The sequence below is a fragment of the Plantactinospora sp. ZYX-F-223 genome (assembly GCF_039649625.1).
Taxonomy (GTDB): Bacteria; Actinomycetota; Actinomycetes; order Mycobacteriales; family Micromonosporaceae; genus Plantactinospora.
This window is the reverse complement of record NZ_JBDJAV010000046.1, coordinates 1-25,548: the sequence shown is the minus strand read 5'-3', so window position 1 is coordinate 25,548 and position 25,548 is coordinate 1. Positions and strand designations below refer to the sequence as shown.

The following is a 25,548-nucleotide window of genomic DNA, read 5'->3' as shown; positions in this document are numbered from 1 at the left end:
GTACTCCACGTGCCGGCCGGGCCAGGCCGGCTCGGGCGATCGCTGCCTCACCACCGCCCCCCGGCCACGGTGTCGCCGGAGTGCACTCCTGCCGGGGTACCGGGGGCGTCCGGGAAGTCGTCCACGCTGCCGTAGACCCCGGCCGAGAGCCCGGCCAGCAGAGCGGCGCCGCGCGCCCCCGCCTCGACGACCGGGGAACGGCGTACCGGGCCGAGCCGGCGGGCCTTGGCCGCCATCAGCGCGTCGCTGCGCGACCAGCCGCCGACGGCGACGAGGTCGTGGTGGTCACCGCTGTACGCGGTCATCGCGTCGTGGATGACGCCGATCTCGTCGGTGACCGTCTCCAGCGCCGCCCGCCAGATCTCCGCCGGCTCGGCGGCTTCCCCCGCCGGTACGACCACCGACCGGCCCTCGTCGGTGATTCGCACCCCGACCCGGCCCGGCTGGACCTGCTCGGCGAGGGTGTCGATTCGGGTCAGGTCGGCACGGTCCAGGCCGAGTCCGGCGAGCACCCGTTGCAGCACCAGTCCTCCGGTGGTGGCGCCGAGCAGGCACCAGCGATCGGCCAGGGCGTGCCACCCGACGGTGACCCCGGCGGCGACCAGCCCGGCGACGGTCTCCGGGGCCAGGCCCGGCGGGACCGACCGGACCAGTGCCTCCGCCGTACCACAGGAGTCCAGTTCGTCGCCGGGGCGTACCGCGCCGGCGCCGATCGCGGCGACCTGGTGGTCGTGGCCGCAGACGGTGAGCGTGGCTCCGGTGAGCCGGTCGAGTCGGCCCCCCGCGCCGACGGTGCCGAGCGCGGTTCCGGCGGTCACCACCTCGGGCATCAGCGAGGCGCGCGCCCCCGACCACTCCAGCGCCTCGGGCCACCAGTCCCGGTCGTCGAGCCGGAGCCAGCCGGTCCGGGAGGCGAGGGACTGTTCGGCGGCCTCCGCACCGCCGAGCCTGCGGACCACCCACTCGGCGATGTTGAGCCGGCGCACGGCGGTCCGGGTCTCCGGATGGTGGGTGAGCAGCCAGCGGTGCTTGGTGAGCGCCCACTGTTGCCGCAGCGGCAGCCCGGTGGTGCGGGCGAAGCTCTCCGGGCCGATCCGGGCGTACAGGTCGGCCAGTTCCGTCTCGTCCCGGGTGTCGTGCCAGGCGACGACCGGGCCGACCGGAGCGCCGGACCGGTCCAGCAGCACTCCGGATTCGCCCAGGCTCGCCACGCCGAGTCCGGCGACCGGACCGGGCGGGGCGGCGGCCAGCGCGCCGGCCAGGGCCGCTAGGGCGGAGCCGAGCAGGGCGGTCGCGTCGAGTTCGGCGCCGGTTCGGGTGGCTGTCCAGGGCGTGGCCGCCGAGGCCTGGGACAGCGGCTCACCCGTGTCGGTGAAGACCACGGCCTTGCTGGTCGTGGTGCCGACGTCGAGGCCGACGAGCAGTGCAACTGCCACCTCGTCACCTCCCGCTGATGCGGTGCCAGCCGGTTGTTCAAGGATGGGAATACTTGTTTTCGATCGGGAAAGCTGTCAAGGGCTGGCACCACTGAACCTTTTTCAACCTGGACCGCGCGGCGCTCACGCACCGCGTCCGACCTTGCGGTCCGCCGGACCGCAAGGGGAGGTTGAAAAAGGTTCACTCTGGCACCCCCCACGGAAAATGGAGCACCGGATGCCCCTTACCGCCACCGGCCAACTGGTCGACCGCGCCCGTGCCGCGAACACGGCGATCGCCGCCTTCAACGTGATCACGCTGGAGCACGCCGAAGGAATCGTCGCCGGAGCCGAGCAGGCCGGCCGGGGCGTGATCCTCCAGATCAGCGAGAACGCCGTTCGCTTCCACCACGGCCGGCTCGCCCCGATCGCCGCCGCCGTCACCGCGGTGGCCGAACTCGCCGCCGTGCCGGTGGCCGTACACCTCGACCACGTGCAGAGCCGGGACCTGCTACACGCCGCGGAGGGGACCGGGATCAGCTCGGCGATGTTCGACGCGTCGAGACTCGACTACACCGCCAACGTCAGCGCCACAGTGGAGGCGGTCGGCTGGGCGCACGCGCGCGGCCTGTGGTTGGAGGCGGAGCTGGGTGAGGTCGGTGGCAAGGACGGCGCACACGCCCCGGGGGTCCGTACCGATCCGGCCGAGGCGGCCGAGTTCGTCGCCGCGACCGGGGTCGACGCGTTGGCGGTGGCGGTGGGCAGCTCCCATGCGATGACCGACCGGACCGCCGCGCTCGACTTCGCGCTCATCGGCCGACTCCGGGAGACGCTGCCGGTGCCGCTGGTGCTGCACGGCTCCTCCGGCGTCCCCGACGACGACCTGGTCCGGGCCGTGCGGGCCGGGATCGTGAAAATCAACGTCGGCACCATCCTGAACGTCGCCTTCACCGAGGCGGTCCGGGCCGAGCTGGCGGCCGCGCCGGTCCTGGACCCGCGGAAATACCTGGCACCGGCGCGGGACGCGATCGCCCGGACCGTCGCCCACCTGGTCAGCACGATCTCCTGAGCGACGGGTCAGGAAGGTGCTGAACGACGGCGCGGCACGCGTCCATGGCGGCTCAGTATTGAACCTCTCCACCTCCCCGTGGGGTCCGCCGGGCCGCCGGTCCGGACGGGGTCCGGACCGGCGGCCGCCGGGGTCTCCCACCTCGTCGTACCAGGTCCGGGGTCAAGGGCAAGACGATGAAGGCGCTGATGGGTCAGGGCGCCGGTTACCCCGGCGACCATGTCGAGCTGAGCGGCGGCGGCGACTTCGCGTCGAGTTACGGCGTCCGTGCCGTCCTGTCGACCAAGCCGCGAGGTCTCCATGAGAGGGTTCATCGACGAGGAAGAACCTGGAGCTGGGGTGGCCGCCGCGGCCGGCCGGCTTGCTGATCCCGTGGCGCTGGTCGATGCGCAGCGACGCGAGGTGCTGCGCCGGCTGCGTGACACCCAGCGCGCGGCGCCGGACCGTTCGGTGGATCCGGTTGCCGGGGTGCTGCTGGAGGGCGTCGTGCTGCGGCTGCGGGCCGACCTGGAGTGGCTGGAGGCAGGCGAGCGCATGTGGGCTGAGCGTGATCGGACTGGGCGGAAGGCGGAGGCATGACCGGATCGATGGCGCTGCGGGCCCGTGGGCTGACCAGACGGTACGGCTCGAACAACACGCTGGTACGCGCGGTCGACGAGGTCGACCTGGACGTGCCCGCCGGACAGACGTTAGCGATCATGGGGCCGAGCGGCTGTGGCAAGTCCACCCTGCTGCACCTGCTCGGCGGGCTGCAACGCCCGACCGGTGGGCAGGTGTGGCTGGCCGAGCACCGGATCGACACGATGAGCGAGCGGGCCCTGGCCCGGCTGCGGCGCGACAGCGTCGGGTTCGTCTTCCAGTCGTTTCATCTCATGGACGAGCTCACCGCGGTGGAGAACGTCGAGCTGGCCGCGCTGCTGGCCGGCCAGTCACCGGGGCGGGCCCGCAAGCGGGCGATGTACCTGCTGGACCGGGTCGGGCTGGCCGACCGCGCCGCGCACCTGCCCTCGGCGCTGTCCGGTGGGCAGCGCCAGCGGGTCGCCATCGCCCGCGCGTTGAGCAACGAGCCGCTGGTCGTGCTGGCCGACGAACCCACCGGCAACCTGGACAGCTCCGCCACCCTGGAGGTACTGCGGCTGTTCGAGGCGTTGCGCGCCGCGGGACAGACCCTCGTGGTGGTCACCCACGACGCCCGCATCACCGCGGTCGCCGACCGGGTGATCTCCATGCGCGACGGGGCGTTCGCCGACGACAACCGATTCGCCAGCATCGCTGCCGGCACCGTCTACGACGGGCGGCGCTGACATGTCCGGCCGCCTCCTGCTCGTGTGCCGGCTGCTGATGCGGGATCTGCGTCGCCGCCGGACCGAAACCGTCCTGCTCCTGGTCGCCGTCACCGCCGCCACCGCCACGCTGACCCTCGGCCTCACCCTCAACGACATCGCCGACCGGCCGTACCAGCAGACCCGGACCGCCACCGCCGGCCCGGACGTGATCGTGACACCCCGGGCCACCGGTCAGGCCGCGTTGGACGAGCTCGCATCGCTGACCACCGCGGCCGGCGTCACCGATCACAGCGGCCCCTTCCCGATCGCCTACCTGACGATGACGGCCGGCGGCAAGTCCGCGCACGCCGTCGTCGAGGGCCGGGACAGCGCACCCGTATCGATCGACCGGCCCGCCGTGACCGACGGCACCTGGGTACGCCCCGGCGGCGTGGTCGTCGAGCGTGCCTTCGCCGAGGCCCTCGGCATCCGTGCCGGCGACACGGTCAGCGTCGACGGCCATCCGCTGCGCGTGAACGGGACCGCGGTCACCGCCGCGAGAGCGACGTATCCGTACGCCGGGTGGCACTACCCGGGCAGCGTCCTGGTCGAGCGCGGCGGCCTGGTCTGGGTCGACCGCAGCGACATGGCCAGGCTCGCGGGCGGCCAGCCGCTGTCGTACACCCTCAATCTCAAACTCGCCGACCCGGCGGCCAGCACCACGTACCCCGTCGGCGACCAACTCACCACCTGGCAGGCGATCGGCCACCTCAACGGTCGGCTGTACAGCGACGCGCGGATAGCGCTGCTCGTCGGCAGTTGGCTGCTCAGCGGCCTTGCGCTGGCCGGCGTCGCCGGCATCGTCGCGGGCCGGATCATCGGCCAGCGCCGCCGGGTGGGGCTGCTCAAGGCCGTCGGCGCCGGACCTGCCATGATCGCCGCCGTCCACCTCGCCGAGTACCTCGTGATCGGGCTCGCCGCCGCCGCCACGGGCCTGGCCGCGGGCTGGTTCGCCGCACCCGTGCTGATCCGCCCCGGCGCCGGACTCATCGGTTCCGTCAACACCCAGCCACCCGCGCTCCGCACGGTGATCGCCGTCACGGCCCTCGCCCTCACGATCGCTGTGGCGGCGACTCTGATACCAGTGGTGCGCGCCGCCGCCACCAGCACCGTCCATGCACTGGCCGACGCTGCAACGCCACCGCGGCGCCGATGGTGGCGTATCTGGCTGTCGCGGCAGCTGCCCACCGCCCTGCTGATCGGGGTGCGGATCAACGCGCGCCGGCCGCGCCGGGCCCGGCTGATCACCGTGAACACCCTGATCACCACGACCGCACTCGTCGCCATACTTCTGGTCAACACCCGTGTGGTGCACTTCGACCTCGGCTACACGGAGCTCGCCAATCCCCGATGGGAACGGGGCGAGCAGGCCACGCTCCTGCTCACCGTCGTGCTGTGCACTCTTGCGCTCATCAACGCCGTCGTGAGCACCTGGTCCGCGGTCCTCGACGCCCGGCAGCCGCTGGCCGTCGCGCGGACGCTGGGTGCCACGCCCGCACAGGCCGGCGTGGGCCTGGCGGTGGCGCAACTGCTTCCCGCCATACCCGGCGTCGCCGTGGGGGTCCCGGCCGGCATCGGGCTTGTTACGTTCCTCAGCACCGGCGAGGTCCAGTACCCACCCGGTTCCTGGCTGCTCGCCACCGCACTCGGGGTCCTGCTCGCCATCGCCGCACTCACCGCCATCCCGGCGATGGTTGCCACACGGCGCCCGGTCGTGGACACACTCCAGTCCGCACCGACCTGACAGCCGTCGTGCCTGGCTCCGCACTCAAGCTGTCCCCGACCAGGCAAAACGCGTATGTGTCGAGTGCCCCCGGTGGGATTCGAACCCACACTTTCGATCTTTTGAGAATCGCGCCTCTGCCGTTGGGCTACAGGGGCCTGGCGTCGATAAGACTACCCACTACGCTGAGGGCGGCGACACCCGGCTGGGCAGGTGTCGGAAATGTAGTTGGGGGTAGGGGCTCGTGGCCGACATTCAGGCTGGTACCGAGCGTAGGCGGGTGTTGATCGCCGAGGACGAGGCGCTCATCCGGCTGGACCTGGCCGAAATGCTGGTCGAGGAGGGCTACGACGTGGTGGGGGAGGCGGGCGACGGCGAGACTGCGGTGCGCCTCGCCGAGGAGTTGAAGCCCGACCTCGTCATCCTCGACATCAAGATGCCCATCATGGATGGGCTGGCCGCGGCGGAGCGGATCGCCGGTGGCCGGATCGCCCCGGTGGTCATCCTCACCGCGTTCAGCCAGCGGGACCTGGTGGAGCGGGCGCGGGCGGCCGGCGCGATGGCGTACCTGGTCAAGCCGTTCCAGAAGAGCGACCTGGTGCCGGCGATCGAGATCGCGCTGTCTCGCTACTCGGAAATCGCCGCTCTGGAGGCCGAGGTGGCCGGCCTGACCGACCGCCTGGAGATCCGCAAGACGGTGGAGCGGGCCAAGGGTGCGCTGATGACGACCTACGGGATGACCGAGCCGCAGGCGTTCAAGTGGATCCAGCGCACCGCCATGGACCACCGGATGACGATGCGCGAGGTGGCCGAGCGGATCCTGGCCGAGGGCACCGGCGCGGAGCCGGCCGAGGCAGGCTGAGTCCGCCGGCCGAGGGGTTGTTCGGGACCGGTCGAGGGGCAACCGGCGTCGTACTCCGGGCTTACACTCGGGCGATGTTCCCCGGACGGCGTGGCATCGGCGCCATGGTCCTCGCGGCCGTGCTGCTCGGCGCCGGCTGTTCGGAGCCCGCGCCGGAGCCGCCGCCCGAGCCGGTCCGGCCGCAGTGGCAGCGGCTGACCCTGCCCGCACCGGCCGGGACCCCCGGCCGACCGATGGTGCGGGACGTCACCGGCTGTGCCGGCCGGTGGTATGCGGTCGGCGGGGTCGGCGGCGCCGCCGGAGAAACCCGGCCGGCGGCCTGGACCAGCACCGACGGGGTGACCTGGGCGGCGATGTCGCTGGAGCCGAAGGGCTACTACGGGCGGCGCAGTGTGCTCTACTCGGCGGCCTGCCGCGACGGCCGGGTCGCGATCCTCGGCGACAAGCCGGGCGGGGCGCACGGCAATCCCCGGGCGAGCAGCTGGCGGCAGCTCCCCGACGGCTCCCTGGTGGAGGTCGAGGCCCGGTTCGAGCTGTACGGCGGTCCGACGGCCGTTAACGTCGCCCGGCTGGTCGCGGGTCCGAGGGGCTACCTGATCGCCGGTAACCGGTCCAGCGGGGTGGCCTCCTGGGTCTCCGCCGACGCGGGCGAGTTCGAGATCATGGAGGGCGTGCCGGAGCTAGCCACCGACGGACGGGGCACGACCTGGGGCTTCGACGCGGTGGCGACCCCGCAGGGCTGGCTGATGGTCGGCGGCATCCTGCCGCCCGGCGGCCGGATCGACCGGGACCCGCTCGGCTGGACCTCGCCGGACGGCCGGACCTGGCAGCGGGATCCGGTGCCGGCGACCGAGGCGTACGAGGAACTGCAGCGGGTCGTGATGCTGGCGGGGACACCGGTGGCGGTGGGACTGCGGGGCAAGGAGTTCGGTGTCTGGCGACGCGGGCCGCAGGGCTGGGAGTCGGTCGGCGCATTCGGCACGCACGGCTCCGCCGGGGCTCCGGCGGTGGGCGCGCTGGCCGTGGCCGGGGACGGGCTGCTCGCCGCCGTCTCCGACGGGGCGTCGTACTCGCTCTGGTCCGGCGCGGACGAGGGCCGCGGCTGGCGGCCGGTGACCGGGCCGGTGCCGATGCCGGCCGGCGCGAACCGGGACGTCAGCGTGTTCGCCGTAGCCGACCAGGTGCTGCTGGCCGTGGACGACGGCCGGGAGGCGGCCGTCTGGAGCACCCGGCTGTCCTCCGGAACGTAACCCGTCGAGGCCCCGGAGACGGGTGCGGCGGGACCGGACAGCAGGTCAGATAAGGGGCGTAGCCGGACTCGGTTGTTACGGCTGTGGTCAAAGGTGTGCACGTGTTCGTAACGGTTTGGCAAGCCCGGCCCCCAGACCTTTCCTTGACCGAATAAGCCTCGGTACGCTCCGCCATCACGAGCCGTAACGCAGGTGGACGTTAATCGTCCGGCGGTGGGGTGGGCCGATCCCGGCACTACCCGCCACCAGGCCGTCGTCGCCTGCATCTTGAGGAGGTCAAGGAGCCGTGAGGCGTAAGTATGTACGGGCGCTGAGCACCACCGCCCTGGCGGCGGTTATGGTGGCCGCGGCCGGCTGCCAGGACTCGGGCGGCGGCAGCACCGAGGCTGAGGCCTGTGGCGGCAAGATCGCGATCTTCGGTGCGTTCACCGGTGACAACGCGGGTCTGGTCATCCCGTCGCTGAACGGCGCCAAGCTCGCCGTCAAGCAGCACAACGCGGCGAAGCCGGACTGCCAGGTCACCCTGCAGGAGTTCGACACCCAGGGCGACCCCGCCGTTGCCACCCCGTTCGCGAGCCAGATCGCGGGCGACGCGTCGTTCCTCGGCGTGATCGGCGGGCACTTCTCCGGTGAGAGCGACGCGACGATGCCGGTCTACCAGGCCGCCGGCCTGGCCATGGTGAGCCCGTCGGCCACCCGGATCGACCTGACCCAGAAGGGCAACACCTCGTTCTTCCGGGTGGTCGGTCACGACGGCACCCAGGCCGCCGCGGTGGCGACCTACCTCAAGGGCCAGAACGCGCAGAAGGTCTTCGTCGTCGACGACGGCAGCGCGTACGGCGCGGGCATCACCGCCGAGCTCGGCAAGGCGCTCGGCCCGCTGGTGGTGGCCACCGACAAGATCCAGGAGCGGCAGTCGCAGTTCGACGCCACCGTCTCCAAGATCAAGAGCAGTGGCGCCGACTACCTGTTCTACGGCGGCTACACCCGTGAGGCCGCTCCGCTGGTCCGTCAGATGCGCGCCGCGGGTGTGACCGCGAAGTTCATCGGTCCGGACGGTCTCTACGACCCGGCGTTCCCCGAGGGCGCGGCCGGCGGTGCCGAGGGCGCCGTCATCACCTGCCCGTGCCTGCCCGCCGACAAGGCCGGCGGCACCTTCTCGGCGGACTACCAGAAGGAGTACAACATCGCGCCGGGTTCGTACGGCGCCGAGGGCTACGACGGTGCCAAGGTCTTCCTGGACGCGTTCGACGCGGGCAAGCAGACCCGGAAGGACATCCTGGACTTCGTCAAGGCCTACGACAAGCAGGGTGTGTCGAAGTACATCAAGTTCGACGGCAAGGGCGACGTGGACCCGACCAAGGTCGTGATCTGGGCGTACGAGGTGAAGAACAAGCAGATCACCGCGCTGCAGGAACTCAAGATCAGCTGACCGGGTTCTTTTTGAGGGCGGCCGGGGGAGAACCCCCCGGCCGCGCTCGATGCAAGGAGCTTTTGTGAACTTCGACGAACTATTCGGCCACTTCGGCCAGCACACCGTCGACGGTCTCTCCAAGGGCGCGATCTACGCGTTGATCGCCCTCGGTTACACCCTGGTCTACGGCGTACTCCGGCTGATCAACTTCGCCCACTCCGAGGTCTTCGTGGTGGGTACCTTCGCCGTCCTCGGCGCGTGGACCGCGTTCGGGATGCAGGACCATCCCGCCGCCGGGCAGGCGATCCTCTTCCTCATCATCGGTCTGGTCGCCGCTGCGGTCGCCTCCGGCGGTACCGCGCTGGCACTGGAACGCATCGCATACAAACCCCTGCGCAAGCGCAACGCGCCACCGCTGGTCTTCCTCATCACCGCGATCGGACTCTCGCTCGTGCTGGTGGAGATCCTCGGCCTGCTGCTGCCGCGACTCGTCGGCGGCGTCTTCCCCACGCTGTTCGGTCGGGAGCGCCAGATCGTCGGCATGCCGACGATTATCGAGCAGAAGCCGCTGCTCACCATCGGTGACACGGCGATCACCAACGTGCAGGCGATCGTCTTCGTCTCCGCTCTGGTGATGATGGCGGCGCTGGACTGGTTCATCAACCGGACCCGGTACGGCCGCGGCGTGCGGGCGGTGGCCCAGAACCCGGAGACCGCCGCCCTGATGGGGGTCAACCAGGACCGGGTCATCATGCTCATCTTCGTGCTCGGCGGGGTGATGGCCGGCGCCGCGGCGCTGCTCTGGAGCGTCCGCTTCGGCTTCACCCAGAGCAGTCTCGGCTTCGTCCTCGGCCTCAAGGCGTTCACCGCCGCGGTGCTCGGCGGGATCGGCAACCTGCGGGGCGCCCTGCTCGGCGGCCTCTTCCTCGGCCTGGTCGAGGTCTACGCCGCCACGCTCTACACCTCGGCCTGGGAGGACGTGGTGGCGTTCGTGGTGCTCATCGTCGTGCTGATGTTCCGGCCGACCGGTCTGCTCGGCGAGTCGCTCGGGAGGGCCCGCGCATGATGGACAAGCTCCGGGCCACCGAGGCCCGCCGCCGTGCCGCGCTCTCCGGGATCGCCGACCGCTGGACCGCACTGCCGCCCTGGCAGCGGATCGTCGGGATCCTCGCGTTCATCGCGTTCCTCTACTACCTTCCCCTGCTCGGCATCCCCGGCCTGACCTGGCTGCGTACCGACTCGATCGACGGCGGCAACAGCTGGGCGGGCGTGCTCTTCACCTGCGCCATCTACGTCCTGGTCGCGATCGGCCTGAACGTGGTGGTCGGGCTCGCCGGCCTGCTCGACCTGGGCTACATCGGGTTCTTCGCGATCGGCGCCTACAGCGTGGCGCTGTTCGGCTCGACGAACTCGCCGGTGGTCAAGTGGATGCAGCGGACCTTCGACCTCGAACCCACCTGGGCGGTGGCGTGGGCGATCTGCATCCCGCTGGCGATCGCGCTGAGCCTCACCTCCGGGGTGATATTGGGCTGGCCGACGCTGCGGCTGCGCGGTGACTACCTGGCCATCGTCACGCTCGGCTTCGGCGAGATCATCCGGATCGTCGCCCGTAACCTCACCGGGGTCACCAACGGCGCCGCCGGGATCTCCGCGATCCCCGGGCCGGAGGGCGCGCCGTCCGCGGACAACAAGATCTTCGGTCTCCAGGACCTCAAGCCCTGGTACTGGCTGGCGATCACCGTCGTGCTGCTGATGGTCTTCGCCGTGCGCCGGCTGGAGAACAGCCGGGTCGGCCGCTCCTGGCTGGCGATCCGGGAGGACGAGGACGCGGCCGCCGTGATGGGCGTGAACGGCTTCAAGTTCAAGCTCTGGGCCTTCGCGATCGGCGCGGCGCTGGGCGGCCTCTCCGGGTTCCTCTTCGCCAGCCGGAACGCCTTCATCGACCCGAGCCAGTTCAACGCCACCCTCTCGATCCTCTTCGTCGCGATGGTGGTGGTCGGCGGTTCGGGCAACATGGTCGGGGTCGCGTTCGGTGCGGTGCTGCTGGCGTACCTGCCGGAGCGGTTCCGGTTCGTCAGCGACTACCGGTGGGTGGCGTTCGGCTTCGCGATGGTGGTGGTGATGGTCCTGCGGCCGCAGGGTCTGATCCCCAGCCGGCGGCGTGCCCGTGAACTCCAGGACCGGGCGAAGGAGGCGAAGGTCAGTGTCTGAGACGACCTCTACGGAGGCCCGCGAGCCGGCGATCCCCAGCCAGCCCGGACCACGCCGGTTGCTGCTCGAGATCGACCAGGTCGTGCTCCGCTTCGGCGGCGTGGTCGCGCTCAACGAGGTCAGCTTCCAGATCCACGAGGGCGAGATCCTCGGGCTGATCGGTCCGAACGGCGCGGGCAAGACCACCTGCTTCAACGTGATGACCGGGGTGTTCAAGCCGACGTCGGGCCAGGTGCGCTTCGCCGGCGCCCGGGTCAGCGGCCGGAAGCCACCGGAGATCAGCCGGATGGGCATCTCGCGTACCTTCCAGAACATCCGGCTCTTCCCCGAGATGACCGCGCTGGAGAACGTGATGGTCGGGACGGACTCCCGGCACAAGACCAGCGTGATCGGGGCGCTCTTCCGCTCCTACCGGGTCAAGCCCAAGCCGGAGGAGTTGCCGGTGGTGGACTCGGAGGTCCCGCTCTACCGGACCTGGCAGCAGGTGCGCCTGACCTGCGCCAAGATCTTCGGCATCTCCCGGCACACTCTGGAGGAGCGGGCGGCGGAGAAGAAGTCGCTGGAACTGCTCCGCTTCGTCGGCATCGAGGGCCGGGCGAACGAGGTGGCCCGCAACCTCTCCTACGGCGACCAGCGCCGGCTGGAGATCGCCCGGGCGCTGGCCACCGAGCCGAAGCTGCTCTGCCTGGACGAGCCGGCCGCCGGGTTCAACCCGGCGGAGAAGGAGCAACTGCTCGCGCTCATCCGGCAGATCCGCGACCGGGGCCACACCGTGCTGCTGATCGAGCACGACATGCGGCTGGTCATGGGCGTCACCGACCGGGTCGTGGTGCTGGAGTTCGGCACCAAGATCGCCGAGGGTACGCCCGAAGAGGTCAGCCGAGACCCGCGGGTGATCGCCGCGTACCTGGGGGAGTCCGTCGATGCTGCTTGAACTCGAGAACGTCACGGTGGCGTACGGGCGGATCGAAGCCCTGCACGGGATCAGCCTGCACGTCGACGAGGGCGAGATCGTGGCCCTGATCGGCGCCAACGGTGCCGGCAAGACCACCACGATGCGGGCCATCTCCGGCATCCGGGGGCTGGCCGGCGGTGCGATCCGGTTCGCCGGTGAGGACATCAGCCGGCTCCGGGCCGACCTGCGGGTGGGCCGGGGACTCTGCCAGTCTCCGGAGGGCCGGCAGATCTTCCCCGGTATGACGGTGCTGGAGAACCTGGACATGGGGGCGTACACCCGGCGAGACTCCGCTGGGATCGCCGCCGACCTGGAGCGGGTGTTCGGGCTGTTCCCCCGGCTGGCCGAGCGGCGCAAGCAGGCCGGCGGCACGCTCTCCGGTGGCGAGCAGCAGATGCTGGCGGTGGGCCGGGCCCTGATGAGCCGGCCGAAGCTGCTGTTGCTGGACGAGCCCTCGATGGGGCTGGCTCCGCTGGTGATCAAGCAGATCTTCGACATCGTGACGGAGATCAACCAGCAGGGCACCACGGTGCTGCTGGTGGAGCAGAACGCCCAGCAGGCGCTCTCCCGGGCGCACCGGGGTTACGTGCTGGAGACCGGCCGGATCGTCAAGGAGGGCACCGGCCAGGAACTGCTGCACGACCCGGCGGTCAAGGAGGCCTATCTCGGGGTCGCCTGATCCCGTACCCGGCAAGCCCCGGTCCGGTCGTCCGGACCGGGGCTTCCGCGGCTGCGCTGGCACGTTCCAGGTCGGGCCGCCGCCCCGCCGGCCCGTCGCCGATCGGCACCGCCGGACCGGGCGTGCCGCCGAGTCCGCCGGGCGGCCCGGCGGTGGATGCGCTGTCGGGGGTGCGGACTAGAGTCGCCTATCGTGACAGCTTCCACGCCGCGCCTGCTGCTGCTCGACGGTCATTCGCTCGCATACCGGGCGTTCTTCGCCCTGCCGGTGGAAAACTTCTCCACCACGACCGGGCAGCCGACCAACGCGGTCTACGGCTTCACCTCGATGCTGATCAACGTGCTCCGCGACGAACGCCCCACGCACATCGTGGTGGCCTTCGACGTCTCCCGGCGGTCGTTCCGCACCGAGCGCTACGCCGAATACAAGGCCGGCCGCTCGGAGACGCCGGGCGAGTTCGCCGGCCAGGTCAGCCTGGTCAAGGAGGTGCTGGCCGCGCTCCGGGTGCCGACGGTGGAGAAGCCGGGCTACGAGGCCGACGACGTGCTCGCCACCCTCGCCTGCCAGGGCCGGGACGCCGGCATGGAGGTGCTGATCTGCACCGGTGACCGGGACGCCTTCCAACTCGTCGATGACCGGATCACCGTGCTCTACCCCCGCAAGGGCGTCTCCGACCTGGCCCGGATTGACCGGGCGGCGGTCGCCGAGCGCTACGGCGTCGGTCCGGAGCAGTACCGCGACCTGGCGGCGCTGGTCGGCGAGACCAGCGACAACCTCCCCGGCGTGCCGGGAGTGGGCCCGAAGACGGCCGCGAAGTGGATCCTGCAATACGGCGGCGTCGAGGGTGTGGTCGCCCGGGCCGACGAGATCAAGGGCAAGGCCGGCGACAACCTGCGCGAACGGCTCGCCGACGTGATCCGGAACTACGAGATCAACTGCCTGGTCTCCGACCTGGAGTTGCCGCTGCGCGCCGAGGACACCCGCTGGCCCGGCTGGGACCGGGAGGCGGTGCATCAGGTCTTCGACACCCTGGAGTTCCGCATCCTGCGGGACCGGCTCTACCAATACCTCGACGCGGTGGAGCCGGAGGCCGAGGCCGGTTTCGACCTGGCCGGCAAGGTCCTGCCGACCGGAGAGGTGGCCGGCTGGCTCGCCGAGCACGTGCGGCCCGGCACTCCGGTCGGGATCGCTGTCGCCGGCTCGTTCGGCCGAGGCACCGGCGCGCTGACCGGCGTCGCGCTGGCCACCGCGACCGGGGTGGGAGGCTGGTTCGACCCGGCCGGGCTGACCGAGGCCGACGAGGCGGCGGTGGCCGGCTGGCTGGCCGACCCGGAACGGCCCAAGGTGCTGCACGACAGTAAGCCGGCGCTGCTGGCCCTCGCCGCGCACGGCTGGACGCTGCGCGGGGTGGCCCGGGACACCGCGCTCGCCGCGTACCTGGCCCGCCCCGACCAGCGCTCCTACGACCTCACCGACCTGGCGCTGCGCTACCTGCACCGGGAGTTGAAGGTCGACGCGCCGGAGACCGGCCAGCTCGCCTTCGACGGCCTGGGCAACGACGGCGAGGTCGAGCAGAACCTGATGCTCCGGGCCCGGGCCACCCTGGACCTGGCCGATGCCATCGGCGCCGAGCTGTCCCGGGACGGCGAGCAGTCGGCCGGACTCCTCGGCGAGGTGGAGCAGCCCCTGGTCGAGGTGCTCGCCGCGATGGAGCGGACCGGCATCGCCGCCGACACCGACTACCTGTCGGAGCTGGAGGCGCACTTCGCCGGCGAGGTGAAGGCGGTGGCCCAGGCGGCGTACGGGGTGATCGGGCGGGAGTTCAACCTCGGCTCGCCCAAGCAGTTGCAGGAGATCCTCTTCACCGAGCTCGGCCTGCCCAAGACCAAGAAGATCAAGACCGGCTATACCACCGACGCCGACGCCCTGCAGTGGCTCTACGCTCAGCAGCCGCATCCGCTGCTGGAGCACCTGCTCCGGCACCGCGACGTGGCCCGGCTCAAGTCCACGGTGGACGGCCTGCTCAAGTCGGTCTCCGACGACGGCCGAATCCACACCACGTTCCACCAGACGGTCGCGGCGACCGGCCGGCTCTCCTCCACCGACCCCAACCTGCAGAACATCCCGATCCGCACCGAGGAGGGCCGGCGGATCCGCCGGGCCTTCGTGGTGGGGCCGGGCTACGACTGCCTACTCACCGCCGACTACAGCCAGATCGAGATGCGGATCATGGCGCACCTCTCCGGCGACGCCGCGCTGATCGAGGCGTTCAACTCCGGCGCCGACTTCCACGCCGCGACCGCGTCCTCGGTCTTCGGGGTGTCGGTGGCCGAGGTCACCCCGGACCAGCGGCGCAAGATCAAGGCGATGAACTACGGCCTGGCGTACGGGCTGAGCGCGTTCGGCCTCGGCCAGCAGCTCGGGATCGCCGCCGACGAGGCCCGCGCCCTGATGGAGGAATACTTCAGCCGCTTCGGCGGGGTCCGGGACTACCTCCAGACCGTGGTGAAGAAGGCGGTGAAGGACGGCTACACCGAGACCATCCTCGGCCGTCGGCGCTACCTGCCCGACCTGGTCAGCGACAACCGGCAGCGCCGGGAGATGGCCGAGCGGATGGCGCTGAACGCCCCGATCCAGGGCTCGGCCGCCGACATCATCAAGGTGGCGATGCTGCACGTCGACACCGCGCTGCGCGACGCCGACCTGCGTTCCCGGATGCTGCTCCAGGTGCACGACGAACTCGTCTTCGAGGTGGCGCCCGGCGAGCGGGCCGACCTTGAGGCGCTGGTCCGGCGCGAGATGGGTGGCGCCTATCCGCTGGCCGTGCCACTGGAGGTCTCCGTCGGCGTCGGTTCCGACTGGAACAGCGCCGACCACTGACCGCGTCGGCCGGGGTCGAGCGTCAGCGGCGCCGGTTCCGGCCCGATGAGCGTTCGGCCTCCTGGTGCCGTTGCCGGGCCTTTCGGGACGGTCCGCCGACCGCCGGCAGCGGCGCCTTCAGCGGGTCGTGGCCCCAGTTCATCAGCGAGTAGCGCCACCTGGTGTCGCGTACGTCGCCGGCCGGGCGCTGGGCCATGTGCCGCCGGACGTACCCGACGACCTTGCGCATGTGCGCGAAGTCGCGGTCGGTGAACTGGTTCGCCCGCTTGCGCAGCAGGTCGACGATCCGCCGGCCGGACTCGTGCCCGACCGACTCGCCGCCACCCCGGCCGCCCCGGCGCCAACCCACCGCCTTCGAGTCGTCGGTCGCCAGCCACCTGCCCAACTCGCCCGGGTTCATGTTCACCGCCTCCCGGAACTCCCGGACGGTGTCCCGGCCGTCGTCGTCCCGACTACTCATCGAACAACGCCTCCGGCTTGTGCACCGCGTCCCGCCCCTCGTCGGTGCGGACCCGGTACTGCGGATTCTCCTCGGACGCGGCGACGGTGCGCTTCCCGGCGTACGTCCGTTCGGTGATCTCCTCCTGGACCGTGCCGTACGCGCGGGAACCGTGGCTACGCCAGCTCACCCGGTCGCCCCTGCGCAGCTTCCTCCGCTCTGGCATACGGCGGTCTACCCGACCGGCCGGGGCGGTAACCGGTACGCGGGCCGGGGCAGGAAGGGGACTTACGGGGTGATGTCGCCGATCGGCAACGTGATCGGGAACGGCTGGGCCAGTTCGAGCAGTTCGTCGGCCTCGGCGAGCAGTTCGTACTCCCGGTTGCCGCTGCGCCCGGGCCGGTCGGCCAGCCGGTAGGCGTACACCCGGACCGGATCCTGCTCCACCCGCCAGTAGCAGGCGATGCCGGCGGCGGCGTACTCGGCCGGCTTGCTGAACCGGTCGGTACGCCGGGTGCCGGGCGAGACGACCTCGACCGCGAGCACCACCTCGTGCGGCAGCAGGAAGTGTCGGTCGCCCGAGACCTCCGCCCGGTAGACCAGGACGTCCGGCTCCCGGGTGTAGTCGGCGCCCAGCGCCACCCCGACCGCCTGCGCCACCCGCAGGTGCTCCGGTGCGTGGTCGCCCAGCCAACGCCGGAGCAGGTACGAGATGTCTTGATGGCCCAGGGTGGGGGAGGGGACCACGTGGATGACTCCGTCGACGAGTTCGACCCGGGGGGCGTCCGGCGGCAGGCGCAGCAGGTCTTCCAGCCGGTAGCCGGCCTGGCGCTGCCGGACCGGGTCCGGCTGCCAGGGCCCGGGCATGTCCGCGACCGGCTCGGCGCTCATCGGCTCAGCATACTGAGCCGGCCCGATGTCAGGTCGCCGCGCTGTCCGGTTTGTCGCAGACGAAGATGGCGGTGCCGGGGAAGAGCCGGCCGCGCAGCGGGCTCCACTGCCCCCAGATCTGCTCGTGGCCGGCCGGCCACTCCGGCTCCACCAGGTCGCGCAGTACGAAGCCGGCGCCGACGATCTCGCGTACCCGGTCGCCGAGGGTGCGGTGCTGTTCGACGTAGGTCGGGGTGCCGGTGGCATCCTGCTCGACGTAGGGGTCGCGGTCGAAGTACGAGTGCTTGACGACCAGCCCGCCCTCGCCCGGGTCGTCGAGGAAGATCCACCGCATCGGGTGGGTGACCGAGAACACCCACTGGCCGCCGGGCCGGAGCACCCGGTACACCTCGCGCAGCGCCGCCGCCGAGTCCGCCACGAACGGGATCGCGCCGAACGCGGTACAGACGATGTCGAAGCTGGCCGCCCGGAACGGCAGCGCGAGGGCGTCGGCCTGGACCAGTGGCACCCGTACCCCGGAGGCGGTGGCCCCGAGCGCGGCGTGCCGCAACATGCCGGCGGAGAGGTCCAGCCCGACCGGCCGGGCACCCTCGCCGGCCAGCCAGCGGGCCGCCGAGGCCGCGCCGCAGCCGAGTTCGAGCACCCGCCGGTCGGCCAGCTCGCCGAGCAGCCGGGCGTCGGCCTCGCGCAGCCCCTCCGGGCACCAGACGAAGTCTGCCTGGCCCAGGAACGCCCCGTGTTCGGCCTGGTAGTCGTCGGCGTCGGCATCCCACCAGCGCCGGTTGGCCCGCCGGCTCTCGCCGTCGGTGACGGGGCGCCGGAGCACCCCGGGCGGGTCGTCCTCGGGCAGCTCGGCCAGGGTGTTCTCGGGCATCCCGCCACGCTAGTGCCCGGGGGCGGCGCGGGCGCCGGTCGGGTCCCGGCCAGGGCGGCGTCACCGACCGTTTCGGCGCGGTTCGGTTGCCGTTTGCCGGTACCGGTGCGGGGTAAGGTGCTCTCCGGGCGCGGACCACGGCGCCTCGGCGACCTCTTCCCGAGCAGTGGACAGCGGATCTCATCACGTGCGGGGAGGGCTTGCATGCTGTGGTAATGCGCACGGTAAGCTGTTCGATGCGCTCGCGGATCGTGTGCCTCGGCAGGGAGCAGGTCCGCGGTCGTCGGATAATCCCCGCGGTCGGAGCAGCGATCGCCCGGTGCACCTGACGACGGATCCGCAGGCGTAAAGGGTCACCGCGACACAAACCTGCTGTGACATCCATCCGACCGGAGCAACCGCCCACATGACGAGCAGCATCGAGGCCCCCTCGAGCGCCACCAAGGTCACCGTCGACGACCTCGGTTCCGAGGAAGCTTTCCTCGCCGCGATCGACGAGACCATCAAGTACTTCAACGACGGCGACATTGTCGAAGGCACCGTCGTCAAGGTCGATCGGGACGAGGTCCTGCTCGACATCGGCTACAAGACCGAGGGCGTCATCCCCTCGCGCGAGTTGTCGATCAAGCACGACGTCGATCCCGCCGAGGTGGTGTCGGTCGGTGACCACATCGAGGCCCTCGTCCTCCAGAAGGAGGACAAGGAGGGGCGGCTGATCCTCTCGAAGAAGCGGGCCCAGTACGAGCGCGCCTGGGGCACGATCGAGAAGATCAAGGACGAGGACGGTGTCGTCCGCGGCTCCGTCATCGAGGTGGTCAAGGGCGGCCTCATCCTGGACATCGGGCTGCGTGGCTTCCTGCCCGCCTCCCTGGTCGAGATGCGTCGGGTGCGGGACCTCCAGCCGTACGTCGGCCGGGAGCTCGAAGCCAAGATCATCGAGCTGGACAAGAACCGCAACAACGTGGTGCTGTCCCGCCGGGCCTGGCTGGAGCAGACCCAGTCCGAGGTGCGCACCGAGTTCCTCAACAAGCTGCAGAAGGGCCAGGTCCGCAAGGGCGTCGTCTCCTCGATCGTCAACTTCGGCGCGTTCGTCGACCTTGGCGGCGTGGACGGTCTGGTGCACGTCTCCGAACTCTCCTGGAAGCACATCGACCACCCGTCCGAGGTCGTCGAGGTCGGCCAGGAGGTCGAGGTCGAGGTGCTGGACGTCGACCTCGACCGCGAGCGGGTCTCGCTGTCGCTGAAGGCGACCCAGGAGGACCCGTGGCGCCAGTTCGCCCGTACCCACGCGATCCAGCAGATCGTGCCGGGTAAGGTCACCAAGCTGGTGCCGTTCGGTGCGTTCGTCCGGGTGGACGACGGCATCGAGGGCCTGGTGCACATCTCCGAGCTGGCCGAGCGCCACGTGGAGATCCCGGAGCAGGTCGTCCAGGTCGGCTCGGACGTCATGGTCAAGGTCATCGACATCGACCTGGAGCGGCGGCGGATCTCGCTCTCGCTCAAGCAGGCCAACGAGGGCTTCGTCGAGGGCGAGGAGCACTTCGACCCGACCCTCTACGGCATGACCGCGACCTACGACAACGAGGGCAACTACATCTACCCGGAGGGCTTCGACCCGGAGACCGGGGAGTGGCTCGAGGGCTTCGACAAGCAGCGGGAGGCGTGGGAGCAGCAGTACGCCGAGGCTCGCAACCGCTGGGAGGCGCACACCAAGCAGGTGCAGAACTCCCGGGCGGCCGACGCCGAAGCTGCGGCCAACCCGGCGGCCGCGACCGGTGGCGCCGGTGGTGGCGGTGGCGGCACCTCGTCCACCAGCACCGCTCCGGCCCGCCAGGCGGAGGAGCCGGCCGGCACGCTGGCGACCGACGAGGCTCTCGCCGCACTGCGGGAGAAGCTCGCCGGCGGCAAGTAGTCGACGCGTAGTACAGGCGGCGGAGGCCCGCTTCCCGGACCGGCTCGACCGGCCCGGGAAGCGGGCCTTCTCCCTTTCCCGGCTCGTTTCCCGGCCGGCTCGCCGGTAGCGGGTGCCCGGAATGGGGTGCGGAATCCGAAGATCTTGGCGAGCGGCCGCCGATCGGGTTGACTGGACCGGTGCTGAAGGTCGGACTCACCGGTGGGATCGGGTCGGGAAAGAGCGTCGTCGCGGCCAGGCTGGCCGACCTCGGTGCGGTAGTGGTCGACTCCGACCGGATCGCCCGTGAGGTGGTGGAGCCCGGTACCGACGGGTTGCGGGAGGTGGTGGCCGCGTTCGGCGCCCGGGTGTGCGCGGAGGACGGCAGCCTGGACCGGGCGGCGCTCGGCGAGATCGTCTTCGCCGACCCGTCGGCGCGGGCCAGGCTGGAGGCGATCATCCATCCCCGGGTACGCCGGCGCAGCGCCGAACTGATCCACGGTGCGGCTCCGGACGCCATCGTGGTCAACGACGTACCGCTGCTGGTCGAGGTGGGGCTCGCCCCGACGTACCACCTGGTGCTGGTGGTGCGGGCCGCCGAGTCGACCCGGGTCGAGCGGCTGGTCCGGGACCGTGGCATGACCGCCGAACAGGCGGCGCAGCGGATCCGGGCACAGGCCGGCGACGAGCGGCGGGCGGTTGCCGCCGACGTACTGCTGGACAACGACGGTGCGCTGGCCGAGCTGCATGCCGCGGTGGACGAGTTGTGGCGGGACCGGCTGACGCCGTACGAACGCAACGTCCGGGAGCGCCGGCCGGTACGGGCGACCGAGGCGCGGCTGGTCGAGCCCGACCCGAGCTGGCCGGCCCAGTACCAGCGGCTCGCCGCCCGGATCCGGCACGCCGTCGCCCCGGCCGAGGTACGCGTTGACCACATCGGCTCGACCTCGGTGCCCGGACTGGCGACCAAGGACGTCGTCGACATCCAGTTGGGCGTCGCCTCGCTGGCCGAGGCCGATGCACTGGCCGACCGGCTCGCCGATGCCGGCTTTCCGCGCTGTCCCGGGCAGTGGTGGGACAACCCGCGCCACCCGGACCACACCTCCCGGTGGGAGAAGCGGCTGCACGGCGGCGCGGACCCGGGCCGGCTGGTCAACCTGCACGTCCGGGAGATCGACTCGCCCGGCTGGCGGTTCGCCCTGCTGATGCGTGACCACCTGCGGGCCGACCCGGAGCGCCGGGCCGACTATCTGGCCGTGAAGCGGCGGCTGGCGGCGGCCGGCCCGGATCTTGACGGCTACGCCGAGGCGAAGGAGCCGTGGTTCGACCTGGAGCACCGGTATGCCGAGGAGTGGGCGACGGCCGCTGGTTGGCGGCCGGCGCCGCCGGAGGAGGGCTCGTGAGAGGCAGCGGAGCCGCCGGATAGCCGCGTCCTCGCGGGGATCGCCCGGCGGAACCGGAGGCCGGCGGCCGCAACGAGATCGGCGCCCGGCGCCGGAGGTCAGCGGCGGCGATGAGATCGGCGGTCGGCACCCATGGCGGCGGGCGGCAACGCCGGGGGAGGGACGTAAAGGGCGCTCGCGGCGGCCGGTCTGCGCTCTCGCGCGACCGCGTCGGTGCGCTCGCCGGCCTGGGCCGGGGCTGCAACCCCTGCGCCGGATGCGACCCAGCCGGTGTGGCGGCTGGGGTCGCAGACCCGGGCGGCCGCCGCGAGCGGCCTACCCTAGAACGGTAGCGCGGTGATCTTTCACACACAATGACGATATCGAAGCCGATCGTGTACCCACCGTGGCCCGGCGGCTTGTCACACCGTCGGCGTACGGTTGAGGTCATGGCGCTCGACATTCCGCGGCTCGACGGCCGCTTCCAGGTGATCTCCGAGTTCCAGCCCTCGGGTGACCAGCCGACCGCCATCGACGACCTGGAGCGCAGGGTGCGTCGGGGCGAGCGGCACACCGTGCTGCTCGGCGCGACCGGCACCGGCAAGAGTGCGACCGCCGCCTGGCTGATCGAGCGGTTGCAGCGCCCCACCCTGGTGCTGGCACCCAACAAGACCCTCTGTGCCCAGCTCGCCAAGGAGTTCAGCGAGCTGCTGCCGCACAACGCCGTCGAATACTTCGTCTCGTACTACGACTATTACCAGCCCGAGGCGTACATCCCGCAGACCGACACCTACATCGAGAAGGACTCCTCGATCAACGAGGAGGTCGAGCGGCTGCGGCACGCGACCACGATGTCCCTGCTGACCCGCCGGGACGTGGTGGTGGTCGCCACCGTGTCGGCGATCTACGGCCTGGGCACCCCGCAGGAATACCTGGACCGGTCGGTGCGGATCCAGATCGGTCAGGAGATCGAGCGGGACAAGCTGCTCCGCCGGCTGGTCGATGTGCAATACACCCGCAACGACATGGCCTTCAACCGGGGCACCTTCCGGGTCCGGGGCGACACGCTGGAGATCATCCCGGCGTACGAGGAGCTGGCGCTCCGGATCGAGTTCTTCGGCGACGAGGTGGAGAAGCTCTATTACCTGCACCCGCTGACCGGCGAGGTGGTCCGGGAGGTCGACCACCTGCTGATCTTCCCGGCCACCCACTACACCGCCGGCCCCGAGCGGATGGAGCGGGCGCTCGCCGGCATCGAGGCCGAGCTGGCCGAGCGGCTGGCCGAGCTGGAGCGGCAGGGCAAGCTGCTGGAGGCGCAGCGGCTGCGGATGCGCACCAGCTACGACGTGGAGATGATGCGCCAGGTCGGCTTCTGCTCCGGCATCGAGAACTACTCGATGCACATCGACGGCCGGTCGCCGGGCAGCGCGCCGCACTGTCTGCTGGATTACTTCCCCGACGACTACCTGACCGTGGTCGACGAGTCGCACGTCACCATCCCGCAGATCGGCGGCATGTACGAGGGCGACGCCTCCCGCAAGCGGATGCTGATCGACCACGGCTTCCGGCTGCCCAGCGCCGCCGACAACCGGCCGCTGCGCTTCGACGAGTTCCTGGACCGGGTCGGCCAGATGGTCTTCCTCTCCGCCACACCCGGCCCGTGGGAGCTGGAGCAGGCCCAGGGCGAGGTGGTCGAGCAGGTGATCCGGCCGACCGGCCTGGTCGACCCCGAGGTGGTGGTCAAGCCCACCAAGGGGCAGATCGACGACCTGATGCACGAGATCAAGCTGCGCACCGAGCGGGACGAGCGGGTGCTGGTCACCACGCTGACCAAGAAGATGGCCGAGGATCTCTCCGACTACCTGCTGGAGCACGGCATCCGGGTCCGCTACCTGCACTCCGAGGTCGACACGCTGCGCCGGGTGGAGCTGCTGCGCGAGCTGCGCAAGGGCGACTACGACGTACTGGTCGGGATCAACCTGCTCCGGGAGGGGCTGGACCTGCCCGAGGTGTCGTTGGTGGCGATCCTCGACGCCGACAAGGAGGGCTTCCTGCGCAGCGGCCGGTCGCTGATCCAGACCATCGGCCGAGCCGCCCGGAACGTCTCCGGCCAGGTGCACATGTACGCCGACAAGATGACCCCGTCGATGGCCGAGGCGATCGAGGAGACCAACCGGCGCCGGGCCAAGCAGGTCGCGCACAACGAGGCGAACGGGATCAGCCCGGAGCCGTTGCGCAAGAAGATCCACGACATCCTGGACGACATCTACCGGGAGGCCGAGGACACCGAGGGGGCGACCACCCGGGTCGGCGGCGCGGTGCGGCAGATGTCCCGGGGCAAGGCGCCGACGCCGGAGACCCGCAGCCGGGGCCGGATCGGTGCCGCGCCGGCCCGGGAGGGGATGGCCCGGGCCGAGTTGGCCCAGCTCATCCAGGAGCTCAACGACCAGATGCTCGCCGCGGCTCGGGAGCTCCAGTTCGAGCTGGCCGCCCGGATCCGCGACGAGGTGGCCGAACTGAAGAAGGAGCTGCGCGGCATGGACGCGGCCGGGGTCAACTGACCACCGGCGCCGGCCCGGGTCGCGGTGGTCGAAGCCGTCAGGCGTACCGGTTGAAGCCGCCCTCGGAGTCGATCACCTGTCCGGTGATCCAGCGGCCGTCCGGCGAGCAGAGCCACTCGACGAGCCGGGCGGCGTCGTCCGGGCGGCCCCACTCGCCGCCGGGAAAGAGGTGCCCGCTTGCGGCCAGGTCCTCGGGCGAGGCCCAGCCGGTGTCGGTCGGCCCGGGGTTGACGCAGTTCACCGTGATGCCCCTCGGCATCAACAGCGGACTCAACTGCCGGGCCAGGTTCTCCACCCCGGCCTTGCTGGCCGCGTACGCCAGCTCGCCGGGCATCGGGCCGAGCCGCTGGCCGCTGGAGAAGAGCACCAGTCGGCCTCCGGAGCCGGCGTCGAAGGCCGCCGCGAACGCCTCGACCAGCAGCAGGGTCGCCCGCACGTTGACGACCAGGTGCCGGTCGATCTCGTCCGCGTCGAGCTTGCCGAGCGGGGTGTGTGTCGAGTAGGCGTGCACCGCGACCAGCACGTCGAGCCGGCCGTGCGTGCGTACCGCCGTCTCGATCAGTTCGGCGGGGGCGGTCGGCGAGGTCAGGTCGGCGGCCCGGTACCGGGCCACGTCGGGGTCGCCGGTCACCTGTTCCAGCTCGGTCAGCAGCCCCGGGACGCCCTCGGGGTCGCCGCCGTACGGCTGCGCCTCGTCGTACCCGGGCAGGCCGGTCAGCTGTAGGCGGTAGCCGGCGGCCGCGAACCGCCGGGCGACCGCGGCGGCGATCCCGACCCGGCGGCTGACCCCGGTAATCAACGCGACCCGTTCCTCCATGCCGCAGAGTCAACCCGATCCGCCCGTTCCCGGCCAGCAGGAATTGCCGGCGGAGCAGCCGGCGACGCGAGCGGTACGCCGTCCGGAGAACCGCCCGGCCAGCCCACCGCGTGCCCGGCGCCCGGCGTGCGGAGCGGTCCGGGAACGGGAAGCGGTGTGCGGGCAGGTCGCTGCTGTCGGCGCCGCGCCGGGCGGTCGGATGTCGGGTCGCCTTGTTAGGGTTCTGCCGCCCCCGAGCCTTTTCCGGAGTCCCCCAATGACGATCAATTCGCACATCACCGAATTCGCCGGGCTGCCGGTGGTCGACTTCCAGCCGGACCGACTGCCGGACGTGGCGCCCGACACGGTTGCCTGGCGGCTCAGCCTCACCGACTTTCCGCAGGGCGACGGAGACTTCGCCGACCTGACCGAGCGGTTCCTGACCGCTGTCGACCCCGCCAAGGTCTCCGCACTGATCGTCGGCGACTGGGGCGCGGCGTACGAGGAAGCCGCCCCCGTCGATCTGCTGGTCCGATTGGCGCCGCGACTGACCGGGTTGACGGCGCTGTTCATGGGCGAGATGGTGATGGAGCAGTCGGAGATCTCCTGGATCACCCAGGCCGATCCGGCCCCGCTGCTGGCGGCGTACCCGGGACTGGAGATCCTCCGCATCCGTGGCGCGACCGAGGGGTTGACCCTCACCCCGACCCGGCACACCGCACTGCGCGAGCTGGCGATCGAGGCCGGTGGCCTGCCCGGACACGTGGTCCGGGCGATCGCCGAGTGCGATCTGCCGGCGCTGGAGCACCTGGAGCTGTGGCTCGGCACCGACGAGTACGGCGGGGACGCCACTGTGGAGGATCTGGCGCCGATTCTGGGTGGGGCGCGGTTGCCGGCGTTGCGGTCGTTGGGGTTGCGTAACGCGGAGATT

Annotated in this window: 22 protein-coding genes and 1 tRNA gene; 16 read left to right on the top strand and 7 right to left on the bottom strand. The window is 71.3% G+C overall.

The genetic code is table 11. The features are described 5' to 3' along the window. Positions 1-47: 47 nt before the first annotated feature. Positions 48-1,436 carry an FGGY family carbohydrate kinase gene (locus AAH979_RS34075; RefSeq protein WP_346262241.1) on the bottom strand — a complete coding sequence of 463 codons (1,389 nt, stop codon included), beginning with the start codon at positions 1,434-1,436 and terminating at the stop codon, positions 48-50. Between the two features lie 217 nt (positions 1,437-1,653). Here AAH979_RS34075 and AAH979_RS34070 point away from each other — a divergent pair, with 217 nt between their 5' ends. The 4 genes from AAH979_RS34070 (at position 1,654) to AAH979_RS34055 (ending at position 5,553) form a co-directional block, all read left to right on the top strand. Continuing rightward, the gene (locus AAH979_RS34070; RefSeq protein ID WP_346262240.1) at positions 1,654-2,484 is read left to right on the top strand and encodes a class II fructose-bisphosphate aldolase; all 831 of its coding nucleotides are present in this window, start codon (positions 1,654-1,656) and stop codon (positions 2,482-2,484) included. A 339-nt stretch (positions 2,485-2,823) separates the two neighbouring features. Beyond that, entirely contained in the window at positions 2,824-3,063 is a 240-nt protein-coding gene (locus AAH979_RS34065; protein ID WP_346262239.1) for a hypothetical protein, read from the top strand. Then, positions 3,060-3,788, top strand: coding sequence for an ABC transporter ATP-binding protein (locus tag AAH979_RS34060; protein WP_346262238.1), 729 nt, complete (start codon positions 3,060-3,062; stop codon positions 3,786-3,788). The genes AAH979_RS34065 and AAH979_RS34060 overlap by 4 nt, the downstream gene beginning before the upstream one ends. A gap of 1 nt (position 3,789) precedes the next feature. Continuing rightward, positions 3,790-5,553 (top strand): FtsX-like permease family protein, encoded by a 1,764-nt coding sequence (locus AAH979_RS34055; RefSeq protein ID WP_346262237.1) that lies wholly within the window; start codon positions 3,790-3,792, stop codon positions 5,551-5,553. Positions 5,554-5,617: 64 nt separating this feature from the next. On the opposite strand, the gene AAH979_RS34050 is transcribed toward AAH979_RS34055, so the two are convergent. Further along, positions 5,618-5,690 (bottom strand) — tRNA-Leu (locus AAH979_RS34050). An 86-nt stretch (positions 5,691-5,776) separates the two neighbouring features. Here AAH979_RS34050 and AAH979_RS34045 point away from each other — a divergent pair. The 8 genes from AAH979_RS34045 to polA all read left to right on the top strand — a co-directional run bounded on the left by AAH979_RS34045 (position 5,777) and on the right by polA (position 15,783). After that, the gene (locus tag AAH979_RS34045) at positions 5,777-6,394 is read left to right on the top strand and encodes a response regulator (RefSeq protein WP_203862146.1); all 618 of its coding nucleotides are present in this window, start codon (positions 5,777-5,779) and stop codon (positions 6,392-6,394) included. Between the two features lie 74 nt (positions 6,395-6,468). After that, the gene (locus AAH979_RS34040) at positions 6,469-7,644 is read left to right on the top strand and encodes a hypothetical protein (RefSeq protein ID WP_346262236.1); all 1,176 of its coding nucleotides are present in this window, start codon (positions 6,469-6,471) and stop codon (positions 7,642-7,644) included. 286 nt (positions 7,645-7,930) lie between these two features. Then, positions 7,931-9,076, top strand: a complete 1,146-nt coding sequence (locus AAH979_RS34035) for a branched-chain amino acid ABC transporter substrate-binding protein (RefSeq protein ID WP_346262235.1) — start codon at positions 7,931-7,933, stop codon at positions 9,074-9,076. A gap of 64 nt (positions 9,077-9,140) precedes the next feature. Then, positions 9,141-10,124, top strand: a complete 984-nt coding sequence (locus AAH979_RS34030; RefSeq protein ID WP_346262234.1) for a branched-chain amino acid ABC transporter permease — start codon at positions 9,141-9,143, stop codon at positions 10,122-10,124. Then, positions 10,121-11,269: a branched-chain amino acid ABC transporter permease gene (locus AAH979_RS34025; protein WP_346262233.1), complete on the top strand. Its 1,149-nt coding sequence runs from the start codon at positions 10,121-10,123 to the stop codon at positions 11,267-11,269. The genes AAH979_RS34030 and AAH979_RS34025 overlap by 4 nt, the downstream gene beginning before the upstream one ends. A gap of 31 nt (positions 11,270-11,300) precedes the next feature. Further along, positions 11,301-12,203 (top strand): ABC transporter ATP-binding protein, encoded by a 903-nt coding sequence (locus AAH979_RS34020; RefSeq protein WP_346262274.1) that lies wholly within the window; start codon positions 11,301-11,303, stop codon positions 12,201-12,203. Then, the gene (locus AAH979_RS34015; protein ID WP_346262232.1) at positions 12,193-12,903 is read left to right on the top strand and encodes an ABC transporter ATP-binding protein; all 711 of its coding nucleotides are present in this window, start codon (positions 12,193-12,195) and stop codon (positions 12,901-12,903) included. The genes AAH979_RS34020 and AAH979_RS34015 overlap by 11 nt, the downstream gene beginning before the upstream one ends. Positions 12,904-13,095: 192 nt before the next feature. Next, positions 13,096-15,783, top strand: a complete 2,688-nt coding sequence (gene polA / locus AAH979_RS34010) for a DNA polymerase I (protein ID WP_346262231.1) — start codon at positions 13,096-13,098, stop codon at positions 15,781-15,783. Between the two features lie 22 nt (positions 15,784-15,805). Here polA and AAH979_RS34005 read toward each other — a convergent pair whose 3' ends face one another. The 4 genes from AAH979_RS34005 to AAH979_RS33990 all read right to left on the bottom strand — a co-directional run bounded on the left by AAH979_RS34005 (position 15,806) and on the right by AAH979_RS33990 (position 17,987). Then, on the bottom strand, positions 15,806-16,243 hold the full coding sequence (locus tag AAH979_RS34005) for a DUF3140 domain-containing protein (protein ID WP_346262230.1): 438 nt from the start codon (positions 16,241-16,243) through the stop codon (positions 15,806-15,808). Continuing rightward, a complete protein-coding gene (locus AAH979_RS34000) occupies positions 16,236-16,412 on the bottom strand; it encodes a DUF2945 domain-containing protein (RefSeq protein WP_346262229.1) in 177 nt (58 codons plus the stop codon). Before AAH979_RS34000 ends, AAH979_RS34005 begins: the two co-directional genes overlap by 8 nt. 98 nt (positions 16,413-16,510) lie before the next feature. Next, positions 16,511-17,113: a Uma2 family endonuclease gene (locus tag AAH979_RS33995; protein ID WP_346262228.1), complete on the bottom strand. Its 603-nt coding sequence runs from the start codon at positions 17,111-17,113 to the stop codon at positions 16,511-16,513. 28 nt (positions 17,114-17,141) lie between these two features. Continuing rightward, positions 17,142-17,987, bottom strand: coding sequence for a class I SAM-dependent methyltransferase (locus tag AAH979_RS33990; protein WP_346262227.1), 846 nt, complete (start codon positions 17,985-17,987; stop codon positions 17,142-17,144). A gap of 406 nt (positions 17,988-18,393) precedes the next feature. Here AAH979_RS33990 and rpsA point away from each other — a divergent pair, with 406 nt between their 5' ends. From rpsA to uvrB, 3 genes are all read left to right on the top strand, one after another. Further along, complete coding sequence (gene rpsA / locus AAH979_RS33985) at positions 18,394-19,899, top strand: 30S ribosomal protein S1 (RefSeq protein ID WP_346262226.1); 1,506 nt, start codon at positions 18,394-18,396, stop codon at positions 19,897-19,899. Between the two features lie 179 nt (positions 19,900-20,078). Continuing rightward, positions 20,079-21,281 carry a dephospho-CoA kinase gene (gene coaE / locus AAH979_RS33980; protein ID WP_346262225.1) on the top strand — a complete coding sequence of 401 codons (1,203 nt, stop codon included), beginning with the start codon at positions 20,079-20,081 and terminating at the stop codon, positions 21,279-21,281. Between the two features lie 428 nt (positions 21,282-21,709). After that, positions 21,710-23,821, top strand: coding sequence for an excinuclease ABC subunit UvrB (gene uvrB / locus AAH979_RS33975; RefSeq protein WP_346262224.1), 2,112 nt, complete (start codon positions 21,710-21,712; stop codon positions 23,819-23,821). Between the two features lie 37 nt (positions 23,822-23,858). On the opposite strand, the gene AAH979_RS33970 is transcribed toward uvrB, so the two are convergent. After that, entirely contained in the window at positions 23,859-24,638 is a 780-nt protein-coding gene (locus AAH979_RS33970; RefSeq protein WP_346262223.1) for an SDR family oxidoreductase, read from the bottom strand. Positions 24,639-24,894: 256 nt separating this feature from the next. On the opposite strand from AAH979_RS33970, the gene AAH979_RS33965 reads away from it, so the two are divergent. After that, the coding region (locus AAH979_RS33965) for a leucine-rich repeat domain-containing protein (RefSeq protein WP_346262222.1) at positions 24,895-25,548 on the top strand (654 nt) is incomplete at its 3' end.